Genomic DNA, 24717 nt, shown 5'->3' with positions numbered 1-24717 from the left:
GTGGATCGATTTGGCGAGGGAGGCCGAACGGATGCAGGACTGGCTGACCATCCACGAAGGTTCGGCGCCGCTGGTGATCGGCCTGCCGCACACGGGGACCGACATTCCGCCCGCCATCGAGGCGCGGATGACCTCATCCTGGCTGGCCCGCAAGGACGCAGACTGGTGGGTGGATCGGCTGTACGACTTCGCGATCGACATGGGCGCGACCCTGGTGCGAACGGGCGTGTCGCGCAGTGTCATCGACGTGAATCGCGATCCGTCGGGCGTCTCGCTCTATCCCGGCATGACCACGACCGGCCTGTGTCCGACCGAAACCTTCGACGGCGAGCCGCTGTATCGCCCAGACCAAGAACCCGACGCGGCCGAAATCGCCGAGCGACGCGCGACTTGGTTCGATCCCTATCACGCCGCCCTGCAAGCCCAGCTAGAGCGACTGCGCAGCCGAGGTCCGGTCGTGCTCTACGACGCCCATTCCATCCGGTCCGTCGTGCCGCGCCTTTTCGAGGGCGAACTGCCTCAGTTCAACATCGGCGACAACGACGGCGCCACCTGCGCCGGCGAGCTGACGCAGGCTGTCGAAAAAGCCTGTGTGATCAGCGGCGACAGTGTCGTCGTCAACGGCCGCTTCAAGGGCGGCTGGACCACGCGCCACTACGGCCAACCCGACGCAGGTGTTCACGCCATTCAAATGGAGTTGGCGGACCGGGGCTACATTCTCGATCCCGCCGGACCGGTGTCGCCAGAAAACTGGCCCAGCCCCTATGAGCCGGACCGCGCCGAGCCGATGCGCGGCCATCTGCGCCGCGTCCTGACCGCCTGCATCGCCTTCGCCGAGAGCCAACGATGAACACGCCCAACGCCCGGATCGTCCGCAGCCCGCGCGGCCCGGAAAAGACCGCCAAGACCTGGGCCGCCGAAGCGGCCATGCGGATGCTGATGAACAACCTGGACCCCGAGGTCGCCGAGCGGCCCCAGGACCTCGTCGTCTATGGCGGCATCGGCAAGGCGGCGCGGGATTGGGCGGCGTTCGACAGAATCGTGGAAAGCCTGCAGGCGCTGGAGGCCGACGAGACCCTGCTGGTTCAATCCGGCAAGCCGGTCGGCGTCTTCCGCACCCATTCCGACGCCCCGCGCGTGCTGATCGCCAACTCCAACCTGGTGCCAAAGTGGGCGACCTGGGAGCATTTCAACGAACTCGATCGCAAGGGCCTGGCCATGTATGGCCAGATGACCGCCGGGTCTTGGATCTACATCGGCACCCAGGGCATCGTTCAGGGCACCTACGAGACCTTCATGGAGGCGGGCCGCCAGCACTACGGCGGCGACTGGTCGGGCAAATGGATCCTGACCGCGGGTCTCGGCGGAATGGGCGGGGCCCAGCCCCTGGCCGCGACAATGGCCGGTGCTTCCTGCATCACGATCGAATGCCAACGCAGCCGCATCGAGTTCCGTCTGCGGACGCGCTACGTCGACGTCATGGCCGAAAACCTGGACGAAGCCCTGGCGCTGCTGGAGCAATCGTTCCGGGACAAAAAACCCGTGTCGATCGGCCTGTTGGGCAATGCAGCCGATCTGTTGCCTGAAATGGTCCGACGCGGCATCCGGCCCAATCTGGTCACCGACCAAACCAGCGCGCACGATCTGATCAACGGCTATCTCCCCTCGGGCTGGACCGTCGCGGAGTGGGAAGACAAGCGCGTCAGCGATCCAAACAGCGTCGCCGCCGCTGCGCGCGCCTCCATCGTCGCTCATGTGAAGGCCATGCTGGACTTTCAGGCGATGGGCGTGCCGACCACCGACTACGGCAACAACATCCGTCAGGTCGCCTTCGATGCGGGCGTGACGAACGCGTTCGACTTCTCCGGCTTCGTGCCCGCCTACATCCGCCCGCTGTTCTGTCGGGGCATCGGGCCGTTCCGCTGGGCGGCCCTCACCGGCGATCCGGAAGACATCAAGAAAACAGACGCGGCGATGAAGCGACTGTTCCCCGACAATGCGGGCCTGCGTCGCTGGCTCGACATGGCCGGCGAGCGCATTGCTTTTCAGGGACTTCCTGCCCGCATCTGCTGGATCGGATTGGGTGATCGCCACCGCGCCGGCCTGATGTTCAACGACATGGTGGCGTCGGGCGAACTGTCGGGGCCGATCGTCATCGGCCGCGATCATCTGGACAGCGGCTCGGTCGCCAGCCCGAACCGCGAGACCGAGGCCATGGTGGACGGATCGGACGCCGTCTCCGACTGGCCTCTGCTGAACGCCCTGCTGAACACGGCCTCTGGCGCCAGTTGGGTGTCGCTGCACCACGGTGGCGGCGTCGGCATGGGCTATTCCCAGCACTCAGGCGTCGTCATCGTCGCGGACGGGACGCCGGAGGCCGCCCAACGGCTTGAGCGGGTGTTGTGGAACGATCCCGCCACGGGCGTCATGCGTCACGCCGACGCCGGCTATGAGATCGCCCGCGCGGCCGCGCGCGAGCACGAACTGAACCTTCCGAGCCTGAAGGCCTGAGCCATGACCGCGATCACCCTCGGCCAATCGCCTCTCACCCTGGCGCAGCTTCGTGCGGTGCTGGAGGGGCCCGCTACCGTCTCATTGACGCCAGCCGCCTGGGCCGATGTGGACAGGGGCGCAGCGACCATCGCCGCCATCGTCGCCGAGGGGCGCACCGTCTATGGCGTCAACACGGGCTTCGGCCTGCTAGCCAACACCTCCATCGCGCCGGAAGATCTGGAGACGCTACAGCGTAATCTGGTTCTCAGCCACGCCTGCGGGGTCGGGCCGCTGCTGCCGGATGCGGTGACGCGTCTTCTGATGGTGCTGAAGATCGCCAGCCTGTCGCGTGGTGCCTCCGGCGTTCGGCGTGAGACGCTGGAGGCCCTGATCGACCTGGTCAACGCTGACATCCTGCCCTGCATTCCGTCGAAGGGATCGGTCGGCGCCTCGGGCGACCTGGCGCCGCTGGCTCATATGTCCTGCGTCCTGATCGGCGTGGGCGAGGCGCGGCTCAACGGCGAGACGTTGGAGGCCGAAGCGGCTCTGGCCAAGGTCGGCCTTACGCCTCTGACGCTGGGCCCAAAGGAAGGCCTGGCCCTTCTGAACGGCACCCAGTGTTCGACGGCGCTGGCCATGGCGGGTCTATTCGCGGCCGAGGCGGCGTTCGCCGCTGGGATCGCCGCTGGGGCCTTATCGGTCGATGCGCTGAAAGGATCCGACGCGCCCTTCGATCATCGCATCCACGCCCTGCGCGGCCAACCGGGCCAGATCGCCGTCGCCGCGCGGCTGCGCGAGTTGATGGCCGGTTCCGCCATTCGCGATAGTCATCGCGACGACTGCTCCAAGGTCCAGGACCCCTACTCTCTGCGCTGCCAGCCCCAGGTTATGGGCGCGATCCTCGATGTGCTGACCAGCGCCGCCGGAACGCTGGCGCGCGAGGCCAACGCCGTGACCGACAATCCGCTGGTGTTTATCGAGGATGGCGACGTCATTTCGGGCGGCAACTTCCACGCTGAACCCGTTGCTTTCGCTGCCGATCAGATCGCCATGGCGCTTTGCGAGATCGGCAATATCTCCGAACGCCGCACCTCGATCCTGGTCGATCCCAAGATGAGCGAACTGCCGGCCTTCCTGGTCAAGGAAAGCGGGCTGAACTCCGGCTTCATGATCGCCCAGGTGACGGCCGCCGCCCTGATCGCCGAGAATCGAATGGTCGCCCACCCATGCAGCGTGGACACCGTGCCGACCAGCGCCAATCAGGAAGACCACGTCAGCATGGCCACCCACGGCGCCCGCCGTTTGCTGGATATGGCCGAGAACACGGCGACGGTGGTCGGCATCGAGCTTCTGGCGGCGGCGCAGGGGCTGGAATTCCATCGGCCGCTCACCAGCTCGCCGGCGCTGGAACAGGTCTTCGCCATCGTGCGAGAAGCCGCCGCTCCCTATGCTAGCGACCACTATTTCGCCCCGGACATCGCTCGCGCGACCGACGCCGTACGCGCGGGTCGTTACCGAACCTTCGCGGCGGACCTGCTGCCTTCGGCCTGATCCGGCTCAGCCGCCGAGAACACCTAGGTGTTCCAACAGGATGGCCGTGCCCAGACCGATCAGCGCCACGCCGCCGATGATCTCTGCGGTTTTGCCGAAGCGCGTGCCAACGGCCTTGCCGATCAGCATGCCGATGGTAGTCAACACGAAGGTGGTGAAGCCGATCGAGGCGGCGATCACCCAGATATTGGCGCCGATGAAGGCCAGACCCACGCCCACGGCCGCGGCATCGATGCTGGTGCCGACCGCCGTCGCCACGAGCGCCCAAGGGCCGGACCGGCGCGGCGCCTCATCCTCGTCCGTGCCCCGCGGTTGAACGCCTTCCCAGATCATCTTGCCGCCGACGATCAGCAGCAGGGTGAAGGCGATCCAGTGATCCACCTTCTCAACCAGGCCGGCGGCGATGATGCCCAATCCCCAGCCGATCAGGGGCGTGATCGCCTCGATGACGCCGAAGACCAATCCGGCCTTTACGGCGTCCTTGACGGCGGGTCGATGCGACGCCCCGCGTCCGACGGCGGCTGCAAAGGCGTCCGTGGACATGCTGAGCGAGAGAATGGCGATGGCGCCTGGGGTCATGAAACAGAACTCGACCGGACGCGTGACAGCGGTCCTGCACCGGCCGGTCGCGGCGTCAGGACACGCTGGTCTCGCTAGGCGGTGGTTCCGCTGATCGCGCCACGCGCCGAAGCGCGAGTATGTTGACGCGATCCCGACGACGAACGCCGGAAGCTACTCCCCAACAGGAGGCGGCTCTCTACACGCCGCTTCCTGCGCTTGGCAACCTCACAGGTCGATCAGGTGCCCGACTTGGGCGCCATGACGACGGGCGCATCATCGCGCGCCGAGGTCGATGCGCCGGCCGGTTGGCGCTCGACCGTCAGGGCATAGGCGCCCATCTGATTGGGCCCGTAGGCGCGAGCGCGCACGACGTACCAGCCGTCATCCGGCGCGGTCCAATCCAGCTTGGCGTGCGCGTCGGACAGGCTGTCGTCATCGGTGGCCAGGCTGGTGAAATCGCCGTCCTCATCCTGCTTGCCCAGGTCGATGAAGGAGTCGAAGGCGTTCGACACCATCGTCAGACGCAGCTTCTCGTCCTTCTTGGCCTGGAAGCGGTAGGCGTCGAAAAAGGCGCCTTCGTCGCTGAGCGCGGCGCTGTTCGACAGGGTTCCGCGCACGGTCGACCCGATCAGCAGACTGCCGGGCTTGGGCTCTGGCCCGCGATCCAGCAGCTCCAGTGAATAGAGGCCCTTGCTTTCCGCATCCAGCGGCATGGCGCGGACCACATAACTACCGTCCGACGGCAGGGTGAAGTTCAGCCGCGAATCCGTGCCCTCGGCCAGGCCGTCGTCATCGCTGGCCAGCGCCTCGAACTCACCGTCGGCCTTGCCGATCTCCAGATAGGCGTCGAAGTCGCCGGACCGCAGGATCGCCTGAACGCGCTGGCCTTCCGTTCCAGCAAAGACATAGGCGTCATAGCGTTTGCCATCGTCGCCTTGGGGGTCCTCGTCGGTGATCTCGCCCTCCACGGTTTGACCCAAAGTCGCCGTGGTCGGCGGCGGCGGCGGCGCGGTTTCGGTCAGCTTCAGCGTATAGTCGCCCTCGGCCTCGTCGCTGAATCCGCGCGCCTCAATGATGTAGTCGCCGTCGGCGTCCAAGGTGCGCGCGATGCGGGCGTCGGTGCCCGAACCGGCGCCGTCATCGTCCTCTGCCAGGACGGTATCGTCCGAAGCACGGCGAAGCGCCAGATAGGCGTCGAAGTCGCTCGACTTCATCTCGATGGCGACGCGCTGGCCGTTCGTCCCGGTGAAGCGATAAGTCTCCGCGCGCTGGCCGCCGTCGTTCGTGGCGCTGTCCGAGCCCAGCTCACCCTTGATCTCGTCACCGATCGCGATGGGCTTTGACGGCGGCGCGGGCGGCGCCTCGGCCAGGCCCAGTTCATAGCGACCCAGCCCGTCTTCCAGCGACGTGGCGCGGATCACATATTCGCCGGCCGTCGGCGCCGTGAAGGTCAGCCGCGAATTCAGCCCGCCGCCGGGTGCATCGTCGTTGGAACTGATCTCGACGAAATCGGGACCGTTCATTCGCCCCACCCGAACCAGGGGATCGAAGGCCTCGGAGTTCAGCGTCACGACAAACCGATCGCCGGCGTTGGCGCGGAAGGCGTAGGCGTCATAGCGGCCGCCGTCTTCCTGCTCAGGATCGCGAGCCGTCAGTTCGCCGTTCTGGGTCGCCCCCACACGAATGCCGCCGGGTCGCGGCGCACGCGGCGGCGCCGGGCGTTCCTGCAACGACACACGATAGTCGCCGCCGTCCAGTCCGCTCAGCGTCCGGGCCCTCAGAATATAGGTCCCCGCCTGTTCCGGCGTGAACCGCAGCCGCGCATTGGTGCCGTCACCCAGTCCGTCGTCGTCTGACGCCAACGGCTCGCCCGCTGCGCCGTCGGCGTAGACTTCCAGATAGGCGTCGAAAGCGTCCGATCTCAGCGTGGCTTCCAGCCGCTGTCCCGCCCGCGCCTCGAACCGATAGTCGTCATAGCGATATTCGTCATCCGCCGCCTTGGCGTCGCCGTCCGTCAGGGCGCCGTTCACATTAGCGCCGATGCGCAACGGCTGCGCGTCTTGGGCCACGGCCGGCGCGACCGCCCACAAGAGGGCCAGGGTGCTGACAGCGGCGGCGAGCGACGGACGGTTCATGAATTCCTCCAGCATAGGCTGCAGATCATAGACGCCGAACCGTGACGGCTGTAAATCGCCGCCATCCTGATTTCCCGCCAGACGGAGCTGCCATGTCGGCCCAATCCACGCCTGCGACCCTGATCGACGGCAAGGCCTTCTCGGCCGCCCTGGTGAAACGCGTCGGGGCGGCCGTCGCCCGGCTGGAAGCCGCGCACGGCGTCAAACCTGGTCTGGCCGTCGTCATCGTCGGCGAGGACCCCGCCAGCCAGATCTACGTCCGCAACAAGGGTGAGACGACGCTGCGCGCCGGCATGCGTTCCGACACCCACCGCCTGGCCGAACCTACTCGCCAGGATGAACTGCTCGCCCTGATCGCCCAGCTGAACTCGGACGCCGGCATCCACGGCATCCTGGTTCAACTGCCCCTGCCCGCCCACATCGACGCGACGGTGGTTCTGGACGCCATTTCGCCGGACAAGGATGTGGACGGCTTTCACGTGGTCAATGCAGGTCGTCTAGCCGTCGGCCTGCCGGGTCTGGTCCCCTGCACCCCCTTGGGCTGTCTGATGCTATTGAAGGATCAACTCGGCGATCTGTCAGGCTTGAACGCCGTCATCGTCGGCCGTTCCAACATCGTCGGCAAACCGATGGCGCAACTGCTTCTGGGCGAAAGCTGCACGGTCACCATCGCCCATTCGCGCACGCGGGACCTGCCCGAGGTCTGCCGTCGCGCCGATATTCTCGTCGCCGCCGTCGGTCGGCCCGAGATGATCAAGGGCGACTGGATCAAGCCGGGCGCGACCGTCCTCGACGTGGGCATCAACCGCGTCCCCTCGGCCGACCCCGTCAAGGCCGCCGAGGGCAAGACCCGCGTCGTCGGCGACGTGGCCTTCAAGGAGGCGGTCGAGGTCGCCGGCCGCATCACGCCGGTGCCGGGCGGCGTCGGCCCCATGACCATCGCCTGTCTGCTGGCCAACACCTATTCGGCCGCCTGCCGTCTCAACAATATCCAACCGGAGCCATTGGACGCTTGATGCATTCATTGGGCCGGTGAATAGTCCCGCCCCACGGCGCTATCGCCGAACGGGAGATGTCATGGTCCGCCTCAATGCTCGCGCCGTCGCTCTGACCGGCGCTCTGATGATCGTCCCCGCCGGGGCGGGCTGCGGCTACAACACCATTCCGACCAAGCAGGAACGCGCTGAGGCGGCCTGGGCCGATGTGCAGAGCCAGTATCAGCGCCGCGCCGACCTGATCCCCAATCTGGTCGCGACGGTTCAAGGCGCCGCGATCCAGGAACGCACCACCCTGACGGACGTCATCAACGCCCGCGCCCGCGCCACCTCGGTCAATGTCTCGGCCGACGACCTCGATAATCCGCAGGCCTTCCAGCAGTATCAGGAGGCCCAGGGCCAGTTGTCCGGCGCCCTGTCGCGCCTGCTGGTGACGGTCGAGGCCTATCCGCAACTTCAGGCCAACCAGAACTTCCTGACCCTGCAGTCGCAACTGGAAGGGACTGAAAACCGCATTCAGATCGCGCGCCGCGACTACAACGAGGCCGTTCGCGACTACAACACGACCCTGCGCACCTTCCCGCAGGTGATCTGGGCCAAGACCCTGCATGGCGGGTCGCAGCCGATGCAGCTGTTCACCGCCACCGCCGCCGCCCAGTCGGCGCCCCAGGTCAACTTCAACCTGAACGCCCCGCCCGCCAACGCCTCGGCGCCCGGCGGCGGCGCACCGGCCGTGGCCCCGGGCGCGACCCCGCCCGCCCAGTGACGACCATCCAAGCGGCGGCGCGGCGTTCGCCTGGCGTCGCCGCCCTCTTTTTTGGCCTTCTCATCGCCTTGCTGCTCGTCCTTCCGGCGGCCGCGCAGAGCAAGATCGACTTCCCGCCACTGACCGGCCGCGTGGTCGATCAGGCCAATCTGCTCGATCCGGCGACGGAACAGGCCCTGACTGAAAAGCTCGCGGCGCTGGAAGCCAGTTCCACCGACCAGCTGGTCGTCGTGACGGTCAACAGCCTGCAGGATCAGGAGATCGAGGACTACGGCTATCAGCTGGGTCGCGCCTGGGGCATCGGTCAGAAGGAGAACGATAACGGCGCCTTGCTGATCGTCGCACCGAATGAACGCAAGGTCCGCGTCGAGGTCGGCTATGGGCTGGAGCCCATTCTGACCGACGCCTTCTCGTCCCAGCTCATTCGCAACGACATCCTCCCGTCGTTTCGAGACGGCGATTACCAGGCGGGCGTGATCAATGGCGTGGACGCCCTTATCGCTCAGTTGTCGCTCGACCCGGCGGAGGCGCAGGCGCGCGCCCAAGCCGCCGCAGCCGAGCAATCCGACACCAAAGGCGAATCCGTCATTCCGCTGGTCATCATCGCCGGGCTTTTCCTGTTCATCTTCTTGATCGCCATGAGGTCCGGACGCGGACGGCGCAGCAATGTCAGCTCGGTCCTGCTGTGGGCGGCGTCAGAGGTGCTGCGGAACTCCGGCAGAGGCGGCGGTGGTTGGGGCGGCGGCGGCGGCGGCTTCGGTGGTGGCGGGTTCGGTGGTGGCGGCGGCAGTTTCGGCGGCGGCGGCGCGTCGGGGGGATGGTGATGCAGATCACGGACAACGACCGCACCCGCATCGCCGAAGCCATAGCGGCGGCCGAGCGTCAGACGTCGGGCGAAATCTTCTGCGTCGTCGCGCGTCGTGTCTCGACCTATGTGGACGTCAGCCTGGCCTGGGCCGCAGCGATGGCGCTTTTGGCCCCAACCGTCTTCGTTCCGTTCGTGTTGGATCTTCGCTGGCCCGGCGATGGCTGGGAAGCGGCGCACCAGGCCGCGCAGGACGCCACGACGGCGCAGGCCCTGGGCCTCTACGCCCTGTCGCAGGCCGTCGTCTTCGTCGGCGTCTTTCTGCTGACCCGTATCCCGGCCGTGCGCCGTCTCGTGACGCCCGCCGGCGTCAGGCGCGGCCGCGTCAGGGAGGCGGCCTTGCAGCAGTTCCTGGCCCAAGGCGTCCATGTCACGCGCGAGCGCACGGGCGTGCTGATCTTCGCGGCCATGGACGAACATCAGGTCGAACTGATCGCCGATGAAGGCATCTACGCCAAGGTGGATGAGGACGCCTGGGCTCAGGCCGTCGCGGTCCTGACCCGCGAGCTGCGCGCCGACCGCCCCGTCGATGGCTTCGCCGCCGCCGTCGGTCTGTGCTGCGAGGTTCTGGCCCGCCACTTTCCACCGCGCGCTGACAATCGCAATGAGTTGCCCAATCATCTGATCCTGCTCTGATCGTCGCATCGGGGTCGCATTCGCGCGCCAGAAGGCCTAGCCCACGGTCAAAGTTCAAACAGCCGCCAGCTCATGCCTCGCCTTCTCACCTACAATGTCCACCGCTGCGTCGGCACAGATCGCCGCCTGGATGTCGATCGGATCGTCGCCGTCATCGCCGAGTTCGAGCCGGACATCGTCTGCCTGCAGGAACTGGACGTGGGCCGCGCGCGCACGGGCGGGGTCGATCAGGCCGAGGCGATCGCCGACGGTCTGGCCATGACCTCGCGTTTCCATCCAGCGATGCGGGTCGAGGCGGAACAGTACGGCGACGCCATCCTGACCCCGCATCCCGAACGGCTGATCCGCGCCGGCGCCCTGCCGACCGTGAGCGGCATTCCAGGGCTGGAACCACGCGGCGCGATCTGGTCGGAAATCGAGATCGACGGCACGGCCGTCAACGTCATGAATACCCACCTGGGCCTGGTGCCACGCGAGCAGCGTCTTCAGGCCGCCGCGTTGGCCGGATCCGGCTGGATCGGCGGATGCGAGGGACCGATCCTGCTGGCGGGCGATTTCAACGCCACTTCGATCACCCGCCCCTATCAGACCCTGTGCCGCAGCCTGCAGGACTGCCAGCGTCAGTTGGGCCAGAAGCCCAGCGTCAAGACCTTCCCGTCGGCCTTCCCTGCCATCCGCATCGACCACTGTTTCGTCAGCCCGCATATCCGCATCCGCGCGGTGCGATCCGCCTTCTCGCCCCTGGCCCGCGTCGCCTCGGACCACCTGCCGCTGATCGTTGATTTCGAGGTCGTTCAACCCGGCGCTTGACCACCCTCGGACGCCGGTCGCGTGCGTTGCGAACGGTTCAGACGCTTCCAAGGCCGCCAGGCGTCGCTGGACGACGTCGGGTCGCCCAACTGCCATTCGGCGAACATCCGCTGGATACGCGTCGGCGGCTCTGAGCCCAGCGGCTTCAGCCGATCGGTTTCGAAGTTGCAGATCGCCTGCCCCACCGAGCCGAAGACGCCCTCGACCGCCGCATAGTCCTCCGTCGCGACGCCCAGCCAATGGGCGATCGTCCGGTGACGGTGCGCCGTGATGAAGGCCCGACCGGCGGCGTCGACAGGCTCAGCGGCGATGTCGCATTCTGTATCCAGGCCCATCGACCGGTTGTTCAGATTGGTGGACCCGATCCGCAGAAGCCGATCATCGATAATCGTCACCTTGGCATGGACGATGATCCGGTCGCCGCCGGCGGTCAGCGGGGCGAAGGCGAAGAAGCGGTTGTATTTGTCCGCCTGCTCCAGCCGGTGCAGCACCTCGGCCCGGGCCGTGTCCATGGTCATGCTGTCGAACCAACTCGGGCTCTTGGCGGTCGAGATGACGATGACTTGCGGTCCATCCACCTCGGCCAGTCGTTCGGCCAGCGCGGCGGCGATGACCGGCGAGGTGAAATACTGGTTCTCGATATAGATCAGCCGTTTGGCGCGCCGAATTGATTCCAGGTGCAAGGCTTCGCTCTCGCGCACCTCCTGCCGCCCCGACCATTTCGGCTCGGTGCGGGCGATGCCGACGGGCACGTCGGTCATCTGCACCGGCACGCCGTCGGGCCAGGGATCGTCCTCAACCTCGTCCGCGATAGTGCGCTCCCACGTCGCCTTGAACCAGCGCTCGCGCGCCAGATCGCCCAGCGCACGCGCCGCAGGGCCGTCCATCACGCTCATCACCTCGTGACGCGCCTTGCAGATCAGGCCGCTAGGCAGGGCGCGGCGCGGGTCGCCGTCCAGATGTTCGTCGGAATCCCAGCGATCGGTCGAGATGTCGCCGCCGCCGCAGAAGGCCACCTTGTCGTCGATGACCACCACCTTCTGGTGATGACAGGCGCCGATAGGACCGGGGGAATCAAGCCGGAACTCCACCATCCGCTTACGGAACCAGCGCTGCGCCTTGTGCGGATAGAAGCCTTGCGACGCGGCGATCAGCAGCGGCGATTTCCAGATGAGCAGTCGCACATCCAGGTCCGGCTTCTTCTTGACCAGCATCCGCAGCTGGCGACCGATTTCCGCCGATTTGTCGCCGGGTCGCGTTTCCGGATCCAGATGGGTGCGTGGATCGAACTGCCATCCCAACAGCACGATGGATCGTTGAGCCTTGTGAATCGCAGACGAGAGGGCGTCGAAATAGGCCTCGTTTTCCATCAGCACGGAAAAACGGTGCGCGACGGCGGACGTCCACAGGGCGGGCCCCGGCTCCAGCAGACTGCCTTCGTAACTGTCGCCGGCTAAAGTCATGCGACCTATCTGTCTGATTCGCGTGACATGGTGTCGAAGCGCCTGCATCCTCCGTTCCACGCGCGTGTCCTTCGGTCAATCTTTCAGGGCGGGATTGTGACGTTCGCCGATTTGGCGCATAAGGAGCGTAGCCGTACAGGCTGCGAGGGAGGGTAGAATGCAGGCGCTTGTCGAACTGATCGCTGGCTTCATCGCCCTGCTGGCCGCCGCCGTCCTGACGCAGTTCGGCGTCGACACCCACAACCCCAACCACGGCGACCGCGAAGTGCGCCGTGTGGTGGAGTGTCGCGACACCGGTTCCAACGCCACGCTGCTGTCCGAATCCAAGCGCGACTGCTGAACGCGGCGGCGCTTTGCGCGCTGCGTGACGCGGTTCATCGACAGGTTGCGGGCTTGAGTCGGTTTCGTCCGCATCGATCATGCTCTAGGGTTTCATTGGCGCTGTCGGACGCCCGCGTAGAGATCGAGTTTTTGAGCTTATGAAGTCTCCCAAACGGCCGCCGCTGAAGCTGACCGACGACGAGGCCGTCGCGCCGGTCGATCTGTCGACCTCGGACGAAATGCCGGTAGAGGAGGCGACGCATTCGCTCGACCCGATCCCCGAGCCCGATTTCGAGATCGTGCAGCCGACGTTCGAGCCGCCGATGTCGGAGCGCCGCCGCCGTCGCCTGCTGGAAGAGCAGCGCCAGGCCAAGGAACGTGCCCTTGCCGCCGAACGCGGCGCCGCCCCCGTCAATGCGAAACCGACGCCAGAGGCTCCTGTCGATATGGCCGTCACCGCCGGTCAGCCGCCCGCGCCGTTCGAGCTGTCCAAACCGCCGGCTGTGAAAACCGTTCAAGCCAAGGCCCAGGGCGAGCCGTCAGGGCGCCACGCCTATGTGATTGCGGGCGTCGCCTCAGCTCTGTGGATCGGCGGCGTCGCCTCCTGGGCCGCTTACGAGTTCGGCGCCGGCGGGGCAGAACTGGATCCGCTGCGAATCGCCATCTACGCCCTGATCGCCTTGGCCCCTGCGGGCCTGGCCATCATGCTGGCCCATGCCGTCCGACAAGGCGCCGGTCTGGCCGCAGAAACCCGTCGCGCCCGCCAACTGGCCGAGGCCTTGGTCGCCCCGACCGCCCTGGCCGCCCAGCAGACCGGCGAGGTGCTTCAGTCGTTGCGTTCCGACATCGATCACGCCACCCTGGCGGCGGAACGTGCCCGCAACGATATGGCTCTGCTTCGAGAGGCGCTGGCCCAGGAGACAACGCGCCTGAACGAGGCGGCCGAGAACGCCGGCCGCACCGCACGGCGTCTCACCGAAAACCTGGGCCGCGAGCGCGACCAGATGCAGACCCTGGGCATCCATCTGGATACGCAGGCGTCGGGCGTCATCGACGCGGTCGAGCGTCAGTCGCGCATGGTCGCCGACGCCTCTGATTTGGCTCAGGCGCAACTTCGCGAAGCCGAGGCCGCCCTCGCCGCGCGCGCCGCCGACCTCGCCGCCGCCGCTGGTGAAGCCCAAGACGCCGCCCGCGTGGCCTCCGACGATCTGGCGCGCCAGACCATTCGACTTGAGAACGCAGGTTCGGGCGTCGCCGAGCAGATTCAGTCCGTCGAGGAAGGCCTCAGCCAGCAGCGCGCCGCCCTGGTCACCGCCGCCTACGCCCTGCGCACCGATCAGGAGGATTTTTCGGCCCAGGTCGAAAGCCAGCGCGCTCAACTGATCGAGCATCTCTCCGCCACGCGCAGCGCCGCGGGCGATCTGGATCGCACCACCCAGACCTCGGTCGTGTCCATGCGCGATCTGGTCGAGGCGGCCACCGACCAGTTCCGCGCTCTCGTCGATATGTCGCAACGCGAGGCCGACGGCTTCGATTCCGCCACCAAGCTCGCCCTGGATCGCTTCGAAGCCCTGGCGGCCGAGGCGCGCGACGCCCTGATGGAAGAGACGCGCCGCGCCCTGGAGCAGATGCGCGCCACGGCCGAGGATTCACGCGCCGCCGCCGCCGACGCCGCCGAACAGGCGCGTCTGCGCACCGACCGCCTGGGCGAATCCTTGTTCGACGCAGCCCAAAAGGCCGACACAGCCGCCGACGCCCGCATCGCCGACGCCCGCCGCATCGTCACCGAAACGTCCGGCCTGGTCGAAGAGACCGGCGAGCGGATGGTCAGCCGCCTGGAAACCCTGGTGGCACGTCTCAACAGCGCCTTGTCAGAAATTGACACCGCCGTCGCCGACATCGACGAGCGCGCCGCGCGCCTGCCTCAGGAAGCTCGCGCCCGCGCCGACGCCGTGCGCGCCACTGTCGAGGAAGGCCTGGCCTCCCTTTCCGCCGCCTCGCGAAAGGCGGCCGAGGACACCGAGGCGCTGGATGTCGGCTTCCAGGATCGCGTGCGCCGAAACTACGACATGCTGACCGAGGCCGTGCGTCTGATGGGCGTGGTGTCGGGCGATACGACGCCGGCGCGTCGTCGCGAGCCGGCCGCAGAGATCGAAGCCCGGCCCGAACCTCGTCCCGAGCGCCGGACCGATCGCCCAACGCCTCCCGCCTCGCCTCCCGCCGAGGAGCGCCGGTTTGGTCTGCGCAGTCGCCTGCGGCTCGAGCCCGCAGAGACGCCCCCGCCGGCGACGGACAAGGGCCTGGACTGGAGCGATCTGATCGACGGCGACGACGACAACGAGGCGCCGCTGGAGTTGGACACGCCCTCCCCTTCGCCTGCCGAGGCCGAAGCCCTGTCCGACCGGGTCGCCGCCGCCATCCGGCGCATGGGGGTCGATCCCAACGCCCTCCTGCCCCGCTCGCGCGTCGAAGAGGCCGCCCGCGCCTTCAGCAGTGGCGACCCCGACGCCGCGCGTCAGATCGTGCGTCGCGTCGCGCCGGCCGCTGTCCGCAGCGTGTCTCGCCGCGTCCTCAGCGACGCCGAACTGCGTGCCGACGCCGAACGCTATGTCCGCAACTTCGCGGTCATGCTGAACGCTTCCGCCCGCGCCGGAGACAGTGCTGCAGTGCAGTCCAGCCTGGCCTCGGACAGCGGTCGCGCCTTCATGTTGCTGGATGCGGCGGTCGGCGACCTGGGCTAAGACTCTTGCGGACTTGACGGCGTCGGGAAGTTACAGCCTCTTGCACGTCACCGAACTGTCATGGATGGGGCTATGGCTGGCACGATGAACCAAATCGACAGTCGTTCCAGTGGTGATCGCCGCCCTGGCATCATCATCTGCGCCTATGACGGCGACGATGACGGATGGGATCTGGTCGAGGATCTGTCGGGCGAAATCTGGAGCCCCAGCGGGGCCCGCGCCGTGCCCATCGCCGCCGCCGATCCCGACGAACTCGCCTCGACCTTGGCCGCCCGTCTCGTCAGCGGGGAATGCAGGGCCGTCCTCCTGGTCGGACGCACGCAAAAGGGTGCCGGCTTCCGGGTCCAGATGCGCGCTGAAAACCGCACCCTCGACTACAAGCACCGCCTGTCCAGCACCGGGCCGGGCGTGGCCCGCACCACGGCGCCCGTCGCCGACATGGTTCGCGCCCTGACCGCCGCCGGGCTGCAGGCCGACGCCTCGTCCGACATTGAAGAGGACGCCGGCTCCTATCTTCTCTATCGCGTGCTCTCGGACCTGCCGGATGGGCCGCTGACGCCGTCGATCGGCCTACTGCGCGCGCCCGCCCCCGCCAACGAAGCGGCGGTACGCAGGGGCGTCAAGGCCGCCGCCTCGGCCATGGCCAGCCACCTGACGCCGCTACCGCGTGTCGGTTAACCCTCCTGGGTCGCAGACATCGACGAACGGGCGGTCTAGGGTTTCGAAATGACAGTGAGTCGCAACCTGATCGTCTTCGCCGCCCTGAACGGCGCCCTGGCCGTGGCGCTCGGCGCCTTCGCCGCGCATGGCGCCGGGCCGCAGATCAAGACCCTGCTGACCACCGGCGCCCAGTATCAGATCGTCCACGCCGTCTTCGCCTTCGCCTGCGCCCAATGGACAAGTGGCGGCGGGCTGGCGCGGCTTGCGGGCTGGCTCGGATCGATCGGCGGCCTCATCTTCTGCCTCGCCCTGGCGGCGATCGCCTTTCTCGGCGTGCCGGCGTTCGGCGCCGTGGCCCCGATCGGCGGCCTTCTGATGATCGCCGGTTGGCTCTGCCTGGCCCTTGCGGCCTTGCGTTCTCGCCCCTGATTTCCTCGTAGAAAGACCAAGCATCCATGGCCTTCCCCACGCCCGCCGAGCCGCGTCGTGTGCTCCACCCTGAGATCGAGGCCTATGCCTCGGGTTGGATGCCGACCGAAGGCGTGCATGAAATCTATTACGAGGAGTCCGGCAATCCGCACGGCCTGCCGGTTCTGGTCCTTCACGGCGGACCAGGCGGTGCGGTCAATCCGGGCATGCGCCGCTTCTTCGATCCCGCCGTCTATCGCATCATCATGTTCGACCAGCGCGGCTGTGGCCAGTCGCGACCCCACGCCTCGCTGGAAGACAACACGACCTGGACTTTGATCGACGATATCGAGCGGCTGCGCGCGCTGTGCGGCGTCGACAAATGGGTCGTGTTCGGCGGGTCCTGGGGTTCGACCCTGTCGATGGCCTACGCCATCACCCATCCCGAGCGGGTCATCGCGCTGCTGCTGCGCGGCATCTTCCTGCTGACGAAGAAGGAGTTGCACTGGTTCTATCAGGACGGCGCCTCGATGATCTTCCCGGACGCCTGGGAACGCTTCATCGCCCCTATCCCCGAAGCGGAGCGCGGCGACCTGATGGCCGCCTACTACAAGCGGCTGATCGGCGATGACGTCGCCGAGCGCGAGCGATGCGCCGTCGCCTGGTCCAGCTGGGAGGGCGAAACCGTCAGCGTCGAGGGGCCAAACGCCCGGCCGGACAAGTTCGCTGAGCCCGACTTCGCCGTCGCCTTCGCGCGGATCGAGAACTGGTTCTTCACCAACGCCGGCTTCTTCGAGGAGGACGGATGGCTGCTGAAGAATGTGGACCGGATGCGGCATATCCCGTGCTGGATCGCGCAGGGCCGATTCGACGTGGTGACGCCGATTTCAGGCGCCTGGGCGCTGCATCGCGCCTGGCCCGAGGCCCATCTGGACATCGTCGGCGACGCCGGCCACGCCTCATCGGAACCGGGCATCGTCGACAGCCTGGTGCGCGCCGCCGACTGGGCCGCGAGCCTCAAGGCATGAAAAAGCCGCCGCGCAGGACAGCGCGGCGGCTATTTTCATTCTTAAAGATCAGAACCGTTTTGCGGTTCGATTGTCGATGCTCCACGCGCCTGGGCCGGCGGTGAAGATGTACAGGAAGATGAAGCAGTACAGGATGGCCGCGTCGCCGCCATTCACCGCCGGATAGGGGCTGCTGGGGAAGTGGAACATCCAGTAGGCCACGGCCATCTGGCCCGAGGCGATGAAGGCGGCCGGACGCGTGAACAGGCCCAGGATCAGCAGCAAGCCCGTGATCAGCTCGATCACCCCGCCGATGCCGAACAGCGACAGCAGCTCCTGCTGACCGGGTTCGGCCCCGGCCGGGAAGCCGAAGACCTTGATGACGCCATGCGCCAGGAACAACAGACCGGCGACGATCCTGAGCGCCGCCAGGGCGCGGGAAGACCAGCCATTCACTTGATTGAACATTCTCTTTCCTCGCCTTTTTGATGCGGTTGTTCACGGTCGGACCGGGTCCGACCGTGAAGCTTGATCCGAAAATCAGGCGGCGTCCACCAGCACAATCTCGGCGTCGGACAGCGCCCTGACCGTCACGACATCCTCCTGAGCGATGGCCGCGCCGTCACGGGCGTTCAGCCGGACGCCATTGACCTCGACCTCGCCCTTTGCCGGCACCAGATAGGCCCGCCGCGCAACGCCCAGCGGATAGTCGGCGCTGTCGCCCGCCTTCAGCGTCGCCGCCACGATCCGCGCATCGGTGCGGATCGGCAGGGCGTCCTTGTCGCCTTCGAAGCCCGAAGCCAGGACCACGAACTGGCCCGACCGCTCGCCCTTGGGGAAGGGCTTGGTGCCCCAACTCGGCGCATCGCCGCGCCGGGTCGGCTCGATCCAGATCTGGAAGATCCGCGTCAAATCCGGCTCAGCGTTGTATTCGGCGTGCCGAATGCCGGTGCCGGCGCTCATCACCTGCACATCGCCCGCGACAGTGCGGCCCTTGTTGCCCAAACTGTCCTCATGGGTGATGGCCCCATCGCGGACATAGGTGATGATCTCCATGTCGGCGTGCGGATGCGGCGGGAAGCCCGTTCCGGCGGCGATCTCGTCGTCGTTCCAGACCCGCAGATTGCCCCAGCTCATCCGCTTGGGATCATAGTAGTTGGCGAAGGAGAAATGGTGTTTGGCGTTCAGCCAGCCGTGGTTGGCGCCGCCGAGAGATTCAAATGGTCTGCGCTCGATCATCGCACTCGTCCTTTCGCATCGGAACCGTCCGACGCCTTTGCTTGACGCCAAGATAGAGATCGGCGACCGATCAGAAATAGAAACAACCGAAACTCATCGTTTCAGGACGCAAGGCCGCCCATGTCCCGCCTGCCCGATCTGGAGGCCCTGGCCATCTTCGCCAAGGTGGCCGACAACCAGTCCTTCTCCGGCGCAGCCGAGACGCTGGGCCTATCCAAGGCCACCGTATCCAAGGCGATCACGCGCCTGGAACAGCAGCTGAAGACCACCCTGCTTCACCGCACCTCGCGCCGCTTCGCCCTCACCGATGCAGGCCGAACCCTGGCCGCCCGCGCCGCCCACATGCTGGCCGAGGCCGAGGGCGCGGTGTCGGAGGCGTTGGACATGTCCGTCACCCCGCGCGGCTTGGTGCGACTGGCGGCGCCCATGTCGTTCGGCATGGCCTATGTGGCCCCGGCCCTGCCCGAGTTCCTCGCCACCCACCCCGACGTATCGGTCGATTTGCACCTGTCGGACGAGGTCATCGATCTGGTCGGCGGCGGCTTCGATTGCGCGCTGAGGATCGCCGCCCTGGCCGATTCCTCGCTGACGGCGCGCAAACTGCGGCCTGTGGCCCGCGCCCTGGTGGCCTCGCCGTCCTATCTCGATCAGCGGGGCCGCCCCACTCATCCCGACGATCTGGCCCGTCACGCCTGCCTCGGCTACGCCTACATGCCCAGCCCGGACACCTGGCGGTTCAGCAATGAGGCGGGTGAAGAAGTGGTCGTGCATCCGCGCGGGCCGTTGCGCGCCAACAACTCCGACGCCCTGACGGCGTCGTTGTGTGCGGGTCTGGGGCTCTTTCCCCAGCCGGACTTCATCTATTGGAAGGACGTCGCCGATGGCCATCTCGAGACGGTGATGACCGACTGGCGGCTGCCGCCCATCGCCCTGCATCTGGTGGCGCCCAGCGGAGGACCGCGCCCGGCCAGGGTCACGGCCTTCATGGACTATCTGGCGGCGAAGTTCAGCGGACCGCTGTGGCCGGGCGATACGGTGGGGCGCTAACGCTCAACCGCACTTCACTTCGCGCACGATGTTGGCCGCCTCGTCATAGACGAAGTTCACCCGATTCTCGCGATAGTCCATGGTCGCGGCGCAGGTGGTGCACAGCACACGGAAGGTCTGGCCGGCGGGCGCGGTCGGGATGGTCGAACGGTTGCGGCCGACATAACTCTGATAATCCGAAACCTTGCACGCCTTGAAGGCGGTGTCCGATCCGGGCGCAGGCTCGGCGGTGTGGACAGGCGCGCAGGCCGACACGGCCAAGGCGCCAGCGGCCAACAGTGTACTCACGATAATCTTCATGGTCGTCTCCTTGCGTCGAGGTCAGCCGCAGCGGACCTGTTCGATGATGCCGGTCTGTTCGTTGTAGAAGATGTTCAGACGATAGGCGGAGAAGTCCTGCGTCACCGGGCAGGTGGTGCAGGTCACGCGCCGGTTGACGACGTCCACGGGCACTGGGATTTCGGTCCGGGACTTGCCGACAAGATATTGCATCTCGCCGGCCTTGCACACGTCCTCCGTCTGGGCGGTCGGCATCCGGCTGCCGACGGGCGGATTCAACTGGGCCTGCTCGACCGCGCGCGGCGCAGGCGCCTCGGAGACCGGCGTGGAGCAACCGGCCAGCAGAACCAGTCCGATCAGGCCGCCTTTTCCCAGCGCCCTTCGTCCGTTTGACGCCAATAGGCCAGGTTCGCGCCCTGCCCCTTCAGCGCCTTCCAGCGTCCCCGCGCGTGTTGCAAAGCCGGCTCGTCGCGACCGTCGAAAATAATGAAGCATCGTTCGAACCCTTCCGTCCCGCCCAGTTCTGCGTCGTCGACTATGAACAGCGCCTGAGCGCCGTTCAGGTTCTCGCCTGTCTCGCTCAACAGCACAGGCTGGCGCTCGGCATGGGGCTGGTCGGCCCGGCCGTGCGGCAGGAAACTGTCATCGCGAAACGTCCACAGCGTCTCGTCGACCTCGTCCAGACGATGCGAATGCGATGATTTGATCATGGCGCGCCACCCCCGCTCGATCGTCTTTTCGAGCAGGGTTGGCAGCACCTGATCCAGCGATGAACGCTCCAGGTGATAGAACCAGATTTCGGGCTTGTCGCTCACCCGGCTCTACCTCCCGACCGATCAGCCTTCGTAGGAATCCGCGACCATCCGGTCCAGAGTCCGCACAGCGAAGCCGACGCCGCCTTCCGGCACGGTGGGGCTGGGGCTCTTGTTGGCCCAGGCCGTCGGGGCGATGTCCAGGTGCGCCCACGGCACGCCGTTGGTGAAGCGTTGCAGGAACAGGGCGGCGGTGATCGACCCACCGGCGCGGCCGTTGCCGGTGTTCTTCACATCGGCGATCTTGGAATCGATGTGCTGCTCGTAGATGGCCGGGATCGGCATGCGCCAGAAGTTCTCGCCGACCTTCTTGGCCGCGGCCAGGATCGGGTCGGCGACATCGTCGGAGTTCGAGAAGACGCCGGCGTAATCCAGACCCAGGGCCACGATCATCGCGCCCGTCAGAGTGGCCAGGTCGATCATGAACTTCGGCTTGAAACGCTCCTGGGTGTACCAGAGGGCGTCGGCCAAAACGAGGCGACCTTCGGCGTCGGTGTTGATGACCTCCACCGTCTGACCCGACATGGACACAACCACATCGCCCGGACGCTGGGCGTTGCCGTCCGGCATGTTTTCGACCAGGCCCAGAACGCCGATGACGTTGGCCTTGGCCTTGCGGCTGGCCAGGGCGATCATGGTGCCGGTCACGGCGGCCGCGCCGCCCATGTCCCACTTCATGTCTTCCATGCCGTCCGCCGGCTTGATCGAGATGCCGCCGGTGTCGAAGCAGACGCCCTTGCCGACGAAGGCCAGCGGCTGAGCGCCGGCTTCGCCGCCGTTCCACTTCATGATCGCAAGCTGGCTTTCGCGACGGCTGCCCTGGCCCACGCCCAACAGGGTACGCATGCCCAGCTTCTCCATCTCGGCCTCGCCGAGGATTTCGACCTCCAAGCCCAGGCTCTCCAGCGCCTTCACCCGCTTGGCGAACTCGGCCGGATACAGGACGTTGGCCGGTTCGGACACCAGGTCGCGCGCGAAGATCACGCCGTCGGCCACCGCTGACAACGGCTCCAGCGCGGCTTCGGCGCCCCGCAGGTCGGTCGTGACCACGCGGATGGTGGTGATCGACGGAATCTTGTCGGCCTTTTGCGTCGTGCGATACTTGTCGAAGCGATAGGCGGCCAGACGCGCGGCGAAACCGACGCGGGCGGCCTGCTCAGGCGACAGATCCGAAGCGTCGATCGTCAACACCTCGGCGCCCGACAGCTTGACCGCCGCATAGGCGTTGCCGCCGAAGGCCTCGACCGCCAGGTCATCCAGCTTGTCCTTGGCGCCCGCGCCCACCAGCAGCACGGCGTCCGCCTCGACGCCCGCCGGCGCGGCGATGCTCAGGCTCTGTCCTGCCTTGCCGGTGAAACGACCCTTGCCCGCCGCCTTGGTCAGCGCGCCGTTGGCCTTGCCGTCCAGCGCGGTCCCGGCGGCGGTGAAGCTGCGATCTTCAAAAACCGGAACGGCCAGGATTTCGGCGGCGTCCACGGCGGCGACGAATTCGATCTTCATTCAATCAACTCCAGCCAGGCCCCACCCGGCGTCTGCAAACAGCAAAATGACAACGGCGCGTCTGCTTGTCGCGGACGCGCCCTGATGTGCTACTAGATGCGCCTCAATGTCGCCGCCTGCAACCGGGCGAAGTCCATCCGCCCATGACCCTGATTCAAAGATACCTTTTTCGTCAGATCCTGTTTCCTGTGATCGCCGCGTGCGCAGCGCTGGCGGGAATCGGGATTCTGAGCCAAAGCCTCGACCAACTCCAGGTCATCGTGGAGCGGGGTCAGAGCGTGTGGATCATGGTCAAGCTGACCCTGCTCGCCCTGCCGCAACTGCTGTCGGTGATTCTGCCCATCGGCCTTTTCGTCGGCGCCCTGATCGCCCTGACCCGTCTGCAACGCGAACAGGAGCTGACGGCCGCCTTCGCGGGGGGCATGACCCGGTGGCAGGTCATATCGCCGGCCGCCCGTATCGCGGTGCTGGTCGCCTTGGTCACGCTGTTGGTCAACGTCTTCATTCTGCCTTGGGCGCAGCAGGAGGCGCGGCGTCAGGCGTTCGACATTCGCACCGACCTCGCCGCTCTCCTGGTCGAAGAAGGCCAGTTCGTTCAGGGGCCTGACGGCCTGACCGTCTATGTGCAGCAGATCGAACAGAACGGTCTGTTGAAGAACCTGTTCGTCTATCTGGACGACAAGGACAAGGTCACGACCTGGAACGCGTCCGAAGCGCGCTTCAGCCGCGATGCCGGCGGCATTCCCATCCTGACCATGATCGACGGCTCGGCCCAGCGCTATTCGTCGGGCGGCGTGCTGGAGACGCTGTCGTTCGGGCGATACGATTTCTCCCTCGCGCCCTTCGTCGGGGTGACCGACACCATTCGCTACAAGCCGACCGACCTCTATCTGCGCCAGCTGCTGAACCCGACGGCCAAGGTGCTCGAGGTCGCCGGCTCGCGCGGCGAACTGCTGGCCGAGGCGCATTCGCGGCTGGCCTCGCCGCTCTATGCCATGGTCGCCATGGCCCTGGCGCTTTCCGCCATCTTGGGCGGCGCCTTCAGCCGCACCGGCTATACGTTGCGCATCGCCAAGGCGGCGGGCCTGTTCCTGGTCCTGCGCGTCATCGGCTACGGCCTTGTCGCCGCCAGCGCCTGGAACGGCTGGATGAACGTGCTCCAATACGTCGTGCCGGTCGTGGCCATCGTCGTCGCTCTGAGGGTTCTGTTCCGCGCGCTGAAGCCGCGTCGCAGCCGGACCACCGCCGCCCTTCGCGATCTGAAGGCCAAGTTCGCATGACCGCCGTCGCCGCCTCCGTCCGTCGTTCGCCGCATATCCCCCGTCTGGGTGGGATCGAACGCTATGTGCTGGTCCAGCAGCTGAAGTCGCTGGGCGTGGCGTTGGCCGTGATCTCGGCCCTGGTCATGCTGATCGACTTCGTCGAGGTCTCTCGCGGCGTCGGCTCGGCCCAGGATTTGTCGGCCGTCCGCATTTTCGGCCTGGTGCTGTTGAAGTCGCCGTCGGTCATCGTGCAGTTGATGCCGTTCGTCTTCCTGTTCGGCACCCTGTCGGCCTTCATCAGCCTGAACCGCCGCAGCGAACTGATCGCCATGCGCGCGGCGGGCGTCTCCGCCTGGCGTTTTGTCCTGCCGGCGGCCGGCATGGCCTTCGTCCTGGGCATCCTGACCGTCACGGTGTTAGGTCCGATGGCGTCGGCCGGCGACGGCCTGTGGCAACGCGAGCGCGCGCGGATTTCCGGTACGGCGCCCGGCGGCGACCCCAAGGAGGCGATCTGGCTGCGCGAGGGCGACGATCAGCGCCAGATGATCATCCGAGCCGGCCAGCAGGACCGCGCCAACGCGCGACTGCTGAACGTCAGCTTCTTCATCTACACGACCGCACCCGGCGGCGGCCGCACCTTCTCCGAGCGGATCGATGCCAAGTCGGCCTCTCTGAACGCCGGCAGTTGGCGCCTGACCGATGCGGTCGGCGCCCAGATCGGCCAGCGCGCCGTCACCTATTCCAGCCTGACCCTGGTTTCCAGCTTGGCGGACGACGAGGCCTTTGATCGTTTCGCCCGACCGCAGGCCACGCCCTTTTGGTCGCTGCCCAACCAGATCAGCCGAATCGAAAACGCGGGCTTCACCTCCACCGCCTATCGCCTGCGGTTCCAGCAACTTCTGGCCACGCCGCTGGTGTTCGCGGCCATGTCCATCCTGGCCGCCGCCTTCTCGCTGCGGCTGATGCGGCTGGGCGACCTGGCGCGCATGAGCGTGGCGGCCGTCGTGCTGGGCTTCGCCTTCTTCTTCCTGAACCAGTTCTCGTCGGCGATGGGATCGGCCGAGGTCGTGGCGCCCTTCGTCGCCGCCTGGCTGCCGCCTGTTCTTACGGCGCTCGCAGCCTTGACCTTGCTGTTCTATACCGAAGACGGCTAATCGGGCGCTCGC

Annotated in this window: 25 protein-coding genes and 1 riboswitch; of the genes, 16 read left to right on the top strand and 9 right to left on the bottom strand. The window is 66.8% G+C overall.

Annotation, left to right across the window (positions count from 1 at the left end; translation table 11 throughout):
• Nucleotides 1-31 precede the first annotated feature (31 nt).
• From hutG to hutH, 3 genes are read left to right on the top strand one after another with little or no spacing between them, the layout of a single operon-like run.
• Nucleotides 32-850, top strand: coding sequence for an N-formylglutamate deformylase (hutG, locus tag ASF31_RS13975; RefSeq protein ID WP_055755209.1), 819 nt, complete (start codon nucleotides 32-34; stop codon nucleotides 848-850).
• Nucleotides 847-2511, top strand: a complete 1665-nt coding sequence (gene hutU / locus ASF31_RS13970) for a urocanate hydratase (RefSeq protein WP_055755208.1) — start codon at nucleotides 847-849, stop codon at nucleotides 2509-2511. The genes hutG and hutU overlap by 4 nt, the downstream gene beginning before the upstream one ends.
• A gap of 3 nt (nucleotides 2512-2514) precedes the next feature.
• Nucleotides 2515-4044: a histidine ammonia-lyase gene (gene hutH, locus ASF31_RS13965; RefSeq protein ID WP_055755207.1), complete on the top strand. Its 1530-nt coding sequence runs from the start codon at nucleotides 2515-2517 to the stop codon at nucleotides 4042-4044.
• Between the two features lie 6 nt (nucleotides 4045-4050).
• On the opposite strand, the gene ASF31_RS13960 is transcribed toward hutH, so the two are convergent.
• Nucleotides 4051-4623: a manganese efflux pump MntP family protein gene (locus ASF31_RS13960; protein WP_055755206.1), complete on the bottom strand. Its 573-nt coding sequence runs from the start codon at nucleotides 4621-4623 to the stop codon at nucleotides 4051-4053.
• A 2-nt stretch (nucleotides 4624-4625) separates the two neighbouring features.
• A riboswitch (yybP-ykoY riboswitch) is annotated at nucleotides 4626-4794 on the bottom strand.
• Between the two features lie 47 nt (nucleotides 4795-4841).
• Complete coding sequence (locus ASF31_RS13955) at nucleotides 4842-6740, bottom strand: PPC domain-containing protein (RefSeq protein WP_156356068.1); 1899 nt, start codon at nucleotides 6738-6740, stop codon at nucleotides 4842-4844.
• Nucleotides 6741-6832: 92 nt separating this feature from the next.
• On the opposite strand from ASF31_RS13955, the gene ASF31_RS13950 reads away from it, so the two are divergent.
• The 5 genes from ASF31_RS13950 (at nucleotide 6833) to ASF31_RS13930 (ending at nucleotide 10812) form a co-directional block, all read left to right on the top strand.
• A complete protein-coding gene (locus ASF31_RS13950) occupies nucleotides 6833-7756 on the top strand; it encodes a bifunctional methylenetetrahydrofolate dehydrogenase/methenyltetrahydrofolate cyclohydrolase (protein WP_055755205.1) in 924 nt (307 codons plus the stop codon).
• Between the two features lie 61 nt (nucleotides 7757-7817).
• The gene (locus tag ASF31_RS13945) at nucleotides 7818-8501 is read left to right on the top strand and encodes a LemA family protein (RefSeq protein ID WP_055755204.1); all 684 of its coding nucleotides are present in this window, start codon (nucleotides 7818-7820) and stop codon (nucleotides 8499-8501) included.
• Nucleotides 8498-9325: a YgcG family protein gene (locus tag ASF31_RS13940; RefSeq protein ID WP_055755203.1), complete on the top strand. Its 828-nt coding sequence runs from the start codon at nucleotides 8498-8500 to the stop codon at nucleotides 9323-9325. Before ASF31_RS13945 ends, ASF31_RS13940 begins: the two co-directional genes overlap by 4 nt.
• Nucleotides 9325-10002 (top strand): TPM domain-containing protein, encoded by a 678-nt coding sequence (locus tag ASF31_RS13935; protein WP_235551346.1) that lies wholly within the window; start codon nucleotides 9325-9327, stop codon nucleotides 10000-10002. Before ASF31_RS13940 ends, ASF31_RS13935 begins: the two co-directional genes overlap by 1 nt.
• Before the next feature lie 72 nt (nucleotides 10003-10074).
• On the top strand, nucleotides 10075-10812 hold the full coding sequence (locus tag ASF31_RS13930) for an endonuclease/exonuclease/phosphatase family protein (protein ID WP_055755201.1): 738 nt from the start codon (nucleotides 10075-10077) through the stop codon (nucleotides 10810-10812).
• Here ASF31_RS13930 and ASF31_RS13925 read toward each other — a convergent pair.
• Nucleotides 10797-12275, bottom strand: coding sequence for a phospholipase D-like domain-containing protein (locus ASF31_RS13925; RefSeq protein ID WP_055755200.1), 1479 nt, complete (start codon nucleotides 12273-12275; stop codon nucleotides 10797-10799). The two genes, ASF31_RS13930 and ASF31_RS13925, sit on opposite strands and share 16 nt — an antisense overlap.
• Nucleotides 12276-12432: 157 nt before the next feature.
• Here ASF31_RS13925 and ASF31_RS13920 point away from each other — a divergent pair, with 157 nt between their 5' ends.
• From ASF31_RS13920 to pip, 5 genes are all read left to right on the top strand, one after another.
• Nucleotides 12433-12615: a hypothetical protein gene (locus ASF31_RS13920; RefSeq protein WP_039247996.1), complete on the top strand. Its 183-nt coding sequence runs from the start codon at nucleotides 12433-12435 to the stop codon at nucleotides 12613-12615.
• Between the two features lie 139 nt (nucleotides 12616-12754).
• A complete protein-coding gene (locus ASF31_RS13915) occupies nucleotides 12755-15337 on the top strand; it encodes a hypothetical protein (RefSeq protein WP_055755199.1) in 2583 nt (860 codons plus the stop codon).
• Nucleotides 15338-15421: 84 nt separating this feature from the next.
• On the top strand, nucleotides 15422-16015 hold the full coding sequence (locus ASF31_RS13910; protein WP_055755244.1) for a hypothetical protein: 594 nt from the start codon (nucleotides 15422-15424) through the stop codon (nucleotides 16013-16015).
• Nucleotides 16016-16063: 48 nt separating this feature from the next.
• On the top strand, nucleotides 16064-16426 hold the full coding sequence (locus tag ASF31_RS13905; RefSeq protein WP_055755198.1) for a DUF423 domain-containing protein: 363 nt from the start codon (nucleotides 16064-16066) through the stop codon (nucleotides 16424-16426).
• A gap of 26 nt (nucleotides 16427-16452) precedes the next feature.
• Nucleotides 16453-17433: a prolyl aminopeptidase gene (gene pip, locus ASF31_RS13900; protein ID WP_055755197.1), complete on the top strand. Its 981-nt coding sequence runs from the start codon at nucleotides 16453-16455 to the stop codon at nucleotides 17431-17433.
• Between the two features lie 48 nt (nucleotides 17434-17481).
• On the opposite strand, the gene ASF31_RS13895 is transcribed toward pip, so the two are convergent.
• On the bottom strand, nucleotides 17482-17880 hold the full coding sequence (locus tag ASF31_RS13895; RefSeq protein WP_055755196.1) for a DoxX family protein: 399 nt from the start codon (nucleotides 17878-17880) through the stop codon (nucleotides 17482-17484).
• A 72-nt stretch (nucleotides 17881-17952) separates the two neighbouring features.
• Nucleotides 17953-18651 carry a pirin family protein gene (locus ASF31_RS13890; RefSeq protein WP_055755195.1) on the bottom strand — a complete coding sequence of 233 codons (699 nt, stop codon included), beginning with the start codon at nucleotides 18649-18651 and terminating at the stop codon, nucleotides 17953-17955.
• Nucleotides 18652-18771: 120 nt separating this feature from the next.
• Here ASF31_RS13890 and ASF31_RS13885 point away from each other — a divergent pair, with 120 nt between their 5' ends.
• Nucleotides 18772-19698 (top strand): LysR family transcriptional regulator, encoded by a 927-nt coding sequence (locus ASF31_RS13885; RefSeq protein ID WP_055755194.1) that lies wholly within the window; start codon nucleotides 18772-18774, stop codon nucleotides 19696-19698.
• Between the two features lie 3 nt (nucleotides 19699-19701).
• Here ASF31_RS13885 and ASF31_RS13880 read toward each other — a convergent pair whose 3' ends face one another.
• Genes ASF31_RS13880 through ASF31_RS13865 form a run of 4 tightly spaced genes read right to left on the bottom strand, consistent with a single transcriptional unit; the run spans nucleotide 19702 to nucleotide 22289 of the window.
• Nucleotides 19702-19998: a hemolysin gene (locus ASF31_RS13880; RefSeq protein ID WP_055755193.1), complete on the bottom strand. Its 297-nt coding sequence runs from the start codon at nucleotides 19996-19998 to the stop codon at nucleotides 19702-19704.
• A gap of 21 nt (nucleotides 19999-20019) precedes the next feature.
• Nucleotides 20020-20376 carry a hypothetical protein gene (locus ASF31_RS14790; RefSeq protein WP_174085785.1) on the bottom strand — a complete coding sequence of 119 codons (357 nt, stop codon included), beginning with the start codon at nucleotides 20374-20376 and terminating at the stop codon, nucleotides 20020-20022.
• Nucleotides 20334-20792, bottom strand: a complete 459-nt coding sequence (locus tag ASF31_RS13870) for a DNA polymerase III subunit chi (protein WP_055755192.1) — start codon at nucleotides 20790-20792, stop codon at nucleotides 20334-20336. Before ASF31_RS13870 ends, ASF31_RS14790 begins: the two co-directional genes overlap by 43 nt.
• A 21-nt stretch (nucleotides 20793-20813) precedes the next feature.
• Complete coding sequence (locus ASF31_RS13865) at nucleotides 20814-22289, bottom strand: leucyl aminopeptidase (protein WP_055755191.1); 1476 nt, start codon at nucleotides 22287-22289, stop codon at nucleotides 20814-20816.
• Between the two features lie 143 nt (nucleotides 22290-22432).
• On the opposite strand from ASF31_RS13865, the gene ASF31_RS13860 reads away from it, so the two are divergent.
• Complete coding sequence (locus ASF31_RS13860) at nucleotides 22433-23569, top strand: LptF/LptG family permease (RefSeq protein WP_055755190.1); 1137 nt, start codon at nucleotides 22433-22435, stop codon at nucleotides 23567-23569.
• Nucleotides 23566-24705, top strand: coding sequence for an LPS export ABC transporter permease LptG (lptG, locus tag ASF31_RS13855; protein WP_055755189.1), 1140 nt, complete (start codon nucleotides 23566-23568; stop codon nucleotides 24703-24705). Before ASF31_RS13860 ends, lptG begins: the two co-directional genes overlap by 4 nt.
• Nucleotides 24706-24717: the final 12 nt, after the last annotated feature.

Source organism: Brevundimonas sp. Leaf280 (assembly GCF_001422455.1).
Classification (GTDB): Bacteria; Pseudomonadota; Alphaproteobacteria; order Caulobacterales; family Caulobacteraceae; genus Brevundimonas.
Note: the sequence above shows the minus strand (reverse complement) of the source record. Positions and strands in the feature narration are given on the sequence as shown.

Bases quoted from the DNA above. Each gene is read 5' to 3' on its own strand.
- ASF31_RS13950 (WP_055755205.1), top strand. From the start codon at position 6,833: ATGTCGGCCCAATCCACGCCTGCGACCCTGATCGACGGCAAGGCCTTC.
- ASF31_RS13905 (WP_055755198.1), top strand. From the start codon at position 16,064: ATGACAGTGAGTCGCAACCTGATCGTCTTCGCCGCCCTGAACGGCGCC.
- ASF31_RS13885 (WP_055755194.1), top strand. From the start codon at position 18,772: ATGTCCCGCCTGCCCGATCTGGAGGCCCTGGCCATCTTCGCCAAGGTG.
- ASF31_RS13955 (WP_156356068.1), bottom strand. From the start codon at position 6,740: ATGAACCGTCCGTCGCTCGCCGCCGCTGTCAGCACCCTGGCCCTCTTG.
- ASF31_RS13915 (WP_055755199.1), top strand. From the start codon at position 12,755: ATGAAGTCTCCCAAACGGCCGCCGCTGAAGCTGACCGACGACGAGGCC.
- ASF31_RS13860 (WP_055755190.1), top strand. From the start codon at position 22,433: ATGACCCTGATTCAAAGATACCTTTTTCGTCAGATCCTGTTTCCTGTG.
- ASF31_RS13890 (WP_055755195.1), bottom strand. From the start codon at position 18,651: ATGATCGAGCGCAGACCATTTGAATCTCTCGGCGGCGCCAACCACGGC.
- ASF31_RS13920 (WP_039247996.1), top strand. From the start codon at position 12,433: ATGCAGGCGCTTGTCGAACTGATCGCTGGCTTCATCGCCCTGCTGGCC.
- hutG (WP_055755209.1), top strand. From the start codon at position 32: ATGCAGGACTGGCTGACCATCCACGAAGGTTCGGCGCCGCTGGTGATC.
- ASF31_RS13925 (WP_055755200.1), bottom strand. From the start codon at position 12,275: ATGACTTTAGCCGGCGACAGTTACGAAGGCAGTCTGCTGGAGCCGGGG.
- ASF31_RS13945 (WP_055755204.1), top strand. From the start codon at position 7,818: ATGGTCCGCCTCAATGCTCGCGCCGTCGCTCTGACCGGCGCTCTGATG.
- ASF31_RS13880 (WP_055755193.1), bottom strand. From the start codon at position 19,998: ATGAAGATTATCGTGAGTACACTGTTGGCCGCTGGCGCCTTGGCCGTG.
- ASF31_RS13960 (WP_055755206.1), bottom strand. From the start codon at position 4,623: ATGACCCCAGGCGCCATCGCCATTCTCTCGCTCAGCATGTCCACGGAC.
- hutU (WP_055755208.1), top strand. From the start codon at position 847: ATGAACACGCCCAACGCCCGGATCGTCCGCAGCCCGCGCGGCCCGGAA.
- lptG (WP_055755189.1), top strand. From the start codon at position 23,566: ATGACCGCCGTCGCCGCCTCCGTCCGTCGTTCGCCGCATATCCCCCGT.
- ASF31_RS13930 (WP_055755201.1), top strand. From the start codon at position 10,075: ATGCCTCGCCTTCTCACCTACAATGTCCACCGCTGCGTCGGCACAGAT.
- ASF31_RS13935 (WP_235551346.1), top strand. From the start codon at position 9,325: ATGCAGATCACGGACAACGACCGCACCCGCATCGCCGAAGCCATAGCG.
- hutH (WP_055755207.1), top strand. From the start codon at position 2,515: ATGACCGCGATCACCCTCGGCCAATCGCCTCTCACCCTGGCGCAGCTT.
- pip (WP_055755197.1), top strand. From the start codon at position 16,453: ATGGCCTTCCCCACGCCCGCCGAGCCGCGTCGTGTGCTCCACCCTGAG.
- ASF31_RS13910 (WP_055755244.1), top strand. From the start codon at position 15,422: ATGAACCAAATCGACAGTCGTTCCAGTGGTGATCGCCGCCCTGGCATC.
- ASF31_RS13865 (WP_055755191.1), bottom strand. From the start codon at position 22,289: ATGAAGATCGAATTCGTCGCCGCCGTGGACGCCGCCGAAATCCTGGCC.
- ASF31_RS13895 (WP_055755196.1), bottom strand. From the start codon at position 17,880: ATGTTCAATCAAGTGAATGGCTGGTCTTCCCGCGCCCTGGCGGCGCTC.